Here is a 4,575-nt window from a genome sequence, read left to right as displayed (position 1 = left end):
GGTGATCTCCAAGGGTGCGGCCGGCTCCTTGCAGATGGAAAACCGCCACAAGACGATGAATGCCGGTAAATATGATTTCGGTTTCGCTGTCGACTGGATGCGCAAGGATCTCGGCATTTGCCTGGCGGAGGCCGACCGCAACGGCGCCAAGCTGCCGGTGACGGCGCTCGTCGACCAATTCTACAAGGATGTGCAGGCGATGGGCGGTCGGCGCTGGGACACCTCTTCCCTGCTGGCTCGTCTGGAGAAATAGGGGCGCCATGGCCGAGCTTTCGCCCCAATCGAGCGCCGACGAAATCGTCGCTTATCTGCGCTCGATCGGCTCGGAGGAAAATCGCCGCGGCATGTTGCGCTACGGCATCAAGATCGAGCGCGCGCTGGGTATTCCGCACGGCGTGCAGCGGCAGATCGCCAAGAAGATCAAGCGCAACCATGAACGTGCCTTCGAACTCTGGCAGACCGGTATCATGGAAGCGCAGTTCATCGCTTCCGTCACCGCCGACCCGAAGCGGTTTTCCGCTGCGGATGCAAGGCAATGGGCGGCGTCCTTCGATTCCTGGGATATCGTCGACGGCGTCTCCGACCTGTTCGTCGACACGGACGCCTGGAAGGAACTGATCGAAGAGTTCGCGGCCGACGAGCGGGAGTTCGTTCGACGCACGGCCTTTGCCATGATGGCCTGGTCTGTCGTCCACCGGAAGCAAGAGCCGGTCGCGACCTTCCTCGGCTTCCTGCCAATCATCGAGGCGCATGCCGCCGACAGCCGCAATTTCGTGAGGAAGGCTGTGAACTGGGCGCTTCGTTCGATCGGCAAGCGTTCGGTGGAAATGCACGGCGCTGCCCTTGCCGTGGCCGAACGCCTGGCGCAGTCGACCGACAAGACGGCGCGCTGGATTGGCAAGGACGCAGTGAAGGAACTGACCAATGCCAAGACGATCGAGCGGATCGCCGCCAGGAAAGGCTGACGGCGCCGAAATCCGCTTCGCGGAGGTGACGCGCTCGACCCGCGCGGATTTCGAGGAACTTTTCGAACAGCCGGGCGCGCCGAAATATTGCTGGTGCATGGCCTGGCGCCATTCCAGCCGCGAGCACGCCCGGAACGCCGAGAAGAAGCGCATGATGATGGGGCTGATCGAGGCCGGGACGCCCGTTGGCATCGTCGCTGAAGTCGACGGCAAGCCGGTCGGCTGGTGCTCGGTCGCGCCGCGCGAGACCTATCGCAGGCTCTCAAAGCTTCAGGACGACAGCGAAACGGGCGTCTGGTCGATCGTCTGCTTCTATGTGCCGAGGGCCCTGCGCGGCGGCGGGCTCGCGGCGGCACTGCTCGACGCGGCGATTGACCATGCCTTTGACAGGGGCGCGCGCGTGATCGAGGCCTATCCGGTCGACCAGGCAGCGCCAAGCTACCGCTTCATGGGTTTTCGCGACATGTTCCTGGTGCGAGGCTTCCACGAGATCGGCACCGCGGGCTCGCGCCGGCATGTGATGCGGCTCGAGCGTTGACGCCGTGGACGGCGGCGTCTTTACTCAGGTGCAAAGGAAGCAGCCAATGAGCAAGCATCTCAAATCAACCATCGCGCTCTCCGCTGCTTTGCTTGTATCCATTGCCGCCGATGCATCGGCCGAGACCGCGCATATCTTCTGGAAGGACCTGCGGCCGGCGACGCAGGCGATCGCCGAAGACGCCAACCTGCCGATGATCGCGGCAAAACTGCCGGACCACGGCGAGACGCTGTCCATCAATCTCCAGGACAAGACGATTCGATTAGCCGGCTATGCATTGCCTGTCGATCGCGAGGGCGACCTCGTCTACCAGTTCCTGCTGGTGCCGTGGACGGGCGCCTGCAGCCATATGCCGACGCCGCCGCCCAACCAGATCGTTTTGGTCACGCCGGCCCATCCCTACAGGATGTCTGAGGCCTATGAGCCAGTCTCCGTCACCGGCGTGCTGAAACCTGGAATGGAGAAAAGCCAGCTCTTCATCCTCGACGGCGTCTCGATCATCCAGTCGGGCTACACGGTGCCCAAGGCCGACGTGGCAAGTGTCGACAATGTACCGGACGCAGTCACCTTGCCGATCAACTCGCCCTGGAGTTTTCTCAACAAAAAGAAGAACTAGGCGTGCGTATGACCTTTCCGGAGGAAGGCCACGCGTGAGCAGCTCAAGCCGCGTTGGCGCCGGCTTCCTTGTCCAGCACCATGTAATCCAGCGGGATCTCGGTCGTATACTTGATCTGCTCCATGGCGAAGGACGACGAGACGTCGCGGATCTCGATCTTGGCGATCAGCCGCTTGTAGAAGGCGTCGTAGGCGGCAATGTCGGGCACCACGACGCGCAGCAGATAGTCGACGTCGCCGCTCATGCGGTAGAACTCGACCACTTCCGGAAATTCCTGGATGACTTCGGAGAAGCGCCGCAGCCATTCATGGCTGTGCGAATTGGTGCGGATCGACACGAAGACGGTGACGCGCACATTGACCTTCTCATGGTCGAGGATCGCGACGCGCCGCTTGATGACGCCCTCCTCCTCGAGCTTCTGGATGCGCCGCCAGCACGGCGTGGTCGACAGGCCGACTTTCTTGGCGACATCGGCGACCGCTAATGTCGCGTCCTCCTGCAGGAGGCGTAGAATTTTTCGGTCAAGCCGGTCCATCGGATACTCCCAGGGTGCATGTCGCCCAATTTGTGTGGCGTGCGCTTTGAGGAATGATTTGGCTATGATCCCTTTTATTCCGGCCTTTCACAAGAAAGAAATTCTGCCAAGCGCGAGAAAAACGGGTGATTTCTTGCTTCATGCCTAACCAAGGCGATAGCGGATTTCCGCCCTCAGGAAGGGCAGCAAATCCATTTCAAACCATGGATTCTTCTTCAGCCAGCCGGTGTTGCGCCACGACGGATGCGGCAGCGGCAGCACTCTCGGGCGGGCGGGCGCCTCCCATATCGCGCGCCAGTTCCTGACGGTTTCCGTCAACGATGACTGACGCGCGGCACCCATGTGCCAGGACTGCGCGTACATGCCGATCGTCAGCACCAGATCGATCTGCGGCATCAGCGCCATCAGTTCGGCGCGCCAGGCTGGCGCGCATTCGCGACGCGGCGGCAGGTCGGCGCCCTTCGCATCCTGGCCGGGGAAGCAAAAACCCATCGGCACGATGGCGAATTTTTCGGTGTCGTAGAATTCCTCGCTGGTTACACTCAGCCAGCTACGCAGCCGATCGCCGGAGGCATCGGTGAACGGCATGCCCGAGAGGTGGACCTTGCTGCCCGGCGCCTGGCTTGCAAGCAGGATACGCGCCGTCGACGACGGGCGTAGCACCGGGCGCGGCTCATGCGGCAAAGGCCGGCCGAGCGGCCTCTCCACGCAGATGCGGCAGGCGCGTACCCTGGCCGTCAGTCTCTCCAGCGCTTCGCTCATCCCGGGCTCAGGCGGCCGCACTCGGTCGGCTGGAGATCGCCGCATGCCAGCGCAGCACATTGGTGCATTCCTCCGGCACCCTGATGCGTGCCGGCTTCATGAAATCGATGGCGATCAACCCGGTGATGTCGGCGATCGAATAGGCATCACCGGCGGCGAACTCTCGGCCCGCCAATTCGTCGTCGAGCAGCTTCAGAAATTCGACCGCCTTGGGTTTGTTGGCCTCGCCCCATTCGGGTATTTGGGGGATTTCCCATTCTTTCATCGCGGGATGGGTGTGACGAAAAGCCTGCGCGACGCAGCTGAGGAGGTTCAGCTCCATGCGTCTTTGCCACATCTCGACCCTCGCCTTGCCGAGCGCGCCTTGCCCGAACAGAGGCGGCTCCGGATACAGCTCCTCGAAATAGCGGCAGATGGCGACGGATTCGGTGATGATGGTGCCGTCGTCGAGCTCGATCACCGGCAGGCGCTGCAGCGGGTTGCGCGAGCTGACGGCCTGCGTCTTATGCTCCAGCGCGCCCATGTCGATAGGCACTAGCGGCACCTCGATCCCTTTTTCGGCGAGGAAAACCCGCACCCTGCGCGGATTGGGCGCACGGCCACCGTCGAACAGCTTCATTCTCATCCTCCCAATCCTGCTCGCTCCCTTTACCGGAAGCTGAAAAACGCGCGCAAGGCATCGCCGATCGACGCCAGCGTGCCGTGCTTCCTTTCGACCAGCCCGTGGCCGTGGGTATCGCGCCAGTCCTGCGGTTCGTCGAACGTGCCAGCCCAGATGCCGGCCTTGCCGACGCGGGCGCCGGCCTCTTCGGTCTCGAAATCGCCATAGGCGACGGCCCAGCCAGCCTCGACCTGGGCGCGATTGAGGTCGATGCCGCTTGCCTTGCAGTATCCAAGCAGCCGGCCGTAGCGGTCGTGCTGCCAGCCACTGCAGGAGACGGGACGGCCGGCGATCAGCCTGACCAGCGATTGCCTCGCGAGCCTGCCGCAGGGATAGTCGGCGCCATCCTTGCGGCAGGTCTGCTGATATTCCGGCGCGTCGATGCCGCGCATGCGGATGCGCTCGGCGCCAAGCGTGATCGAATCGCCGTCATTGACGATGGCCGCGCCCTCGGCCTTGCGCGTCTCGAAGCGGTCGAGGCGCGCAAGGCCGAGGGCG

The 4,575-nt window shown here is 63.0% G+C and carries 7 protein-coding genes and 1 pseudogene; 4 read left to right on the top strand and 4 right to left on the bottom strand.

Features of this window, described 5'->3' with window-relative positions:
- The 4 genes from EOA33_RS25305 to EOA33_RS25290 form a co-directional block, all read left to right on the top strand.
- Positions 1 to 253: NAD-binding protein (locus EOA33_RS25305; RefSeq protein WP_145989274.1), on the top strand; the 253-nt coding region annotated here is incomplete at its 5' end.
- A gap of 7 nt (positions 254 to 260) precedes the next feature.
- On the top strand, positions 261 to 965 hold the full coding sequence (locus EOA33_RS25300; RefSeq protein WP_126054503.1) for a DNA alkylation repair protein: 705 nt from the start codon (positions 261 to 263) through the stop codon (positions 963 to 965).
- Positions 925 to 1,503, top strand: coding sequence for a GNAT family N-acetyltransferase (locus EOA33_RS25295; RefSeq protein WP_127406873.1), 579 nt, complete (start codon positions 925 to 927; stop codon positions 1,501 to 1,503). Before EOA33_RS25300 ends, EOA33_RS25295 begins: the two co-directional genes overlap by 41 nt.
- 46 nt (positions 1,504 to 1,549) lie before the next feature.
- Positions 1,550 to 2,119, top strand: a complete 570-nt coding sequence (locus EOA33_RS25290) for a DUF3299 domain-containing protein (protein WP_127406872.1) — start codon at positions 1,550 to 1,552, stop codon at positions 2,117 to 2,119.
- Between the two features lie 43 nt (positions 2,120 to 2,162).
- Here the strand turns inward: EOA33_RS25290 and EOA33_RS25285 are convergent, their stop codons facing one another.
- From EOA33_RS25285 to EOA33_RS25270, 4 genes and pseudogenes are all read right to left on the bottom strand, one after another.
- Positions 2,163 to 2,654, bottom strand: coding sequence for an Lrp/AsnC family transcriptional regulator (locus EOA33_RS25285; protein WP_126054500.1), 492 nt, complete (start codon positions 2,652 to 2,654; stop codon positions 2,163 to 2,165).
- 144 nt (positions 2,655 to 2,798) lie between these two features.
- Positions 2,799 to 3,484: pseudogene (locus tag EOA33_RS25280) on the bottom strand (uracil-DNA glycosylase family protein).
- Positions 3,424 to 4,035 carry a glutathione S-transferase gene (locus EOA33_RS25275; protein WP_127406870.1) on the bottom strand — a complete coding sequence of 204 codons (612 nt, stop codon included), beginning with the start codon at positions 4,033 to 4,035 and terminating at the stop codon, positions 3,424 to 3,426. Before EOA33_RS25275 ends, EOA33_RS25280 begins: the two are co-directional and overlap by 61 nt.
- 29 nt (positions 4,036 to 4,064) lie before the next feature.
- A partial coding sequence (locus EOA33_RS25270) for a thermonuclease family protein (protein WP_145989273.1) occupies positions 4,065 to 4,575 on the bottom strand: 511 nt, incomplete at its 5' end.

The organism is Mesorhizobium sp. M4A.F.Ca.ET.050.02.1.1 (genome assembly GCF_003997725.1).
GTDB lineage: Bacteria > Pseudomonadota > Alphaproteobacteria > Rhizobiales > Rhizobiaceae > Mesorhizobium.
Note: the sequence above shows the minus strand (reverse complement) of the source record. Positions and strands in the feature narration are given on the sequence as shown.

Excerpts from the sequence above, each read along its gene's own strand:
- EOA33_RS25285 (WP_126054500.1), bottom strand. The coding sequence starts at position 2,654 with ATGGACCGGCTTGACCGAAAAATTCTACGCCTCCTGCAGGAGGACGCG.
- EOA33_RS25300 (WP_126054503.1), top strand. The coding sequence starts at position 261 with ATGGCCGAGCTTTCGCCCCAATCGAGCGCCGACGAAATCGTCGCTTAT.
- EOA33_RS25295 (WP_127406873.1), top strand. The coding sequence starts at position 925 with ATGCCAAGACGATCGAGCGGATCGCCGCCAGGAAAGGCTGACGGCGCC.
- EOA33_RS25290 (WP_127406872.1), top strand. The coding sequence starts at position 1,550 with ATGAGCAAGCATCTCAAATCAACCATCGCGCTCTCCGCTGCTTTGCTT.
- EOA33_RS25275 (WP_127406870.1), bottom strand. The coding sequence starts at position 4,035 with ATGAAGCTGTTCGACGGTGGCCGTGCGCCCAATCCGCGCAGGGTGCGG.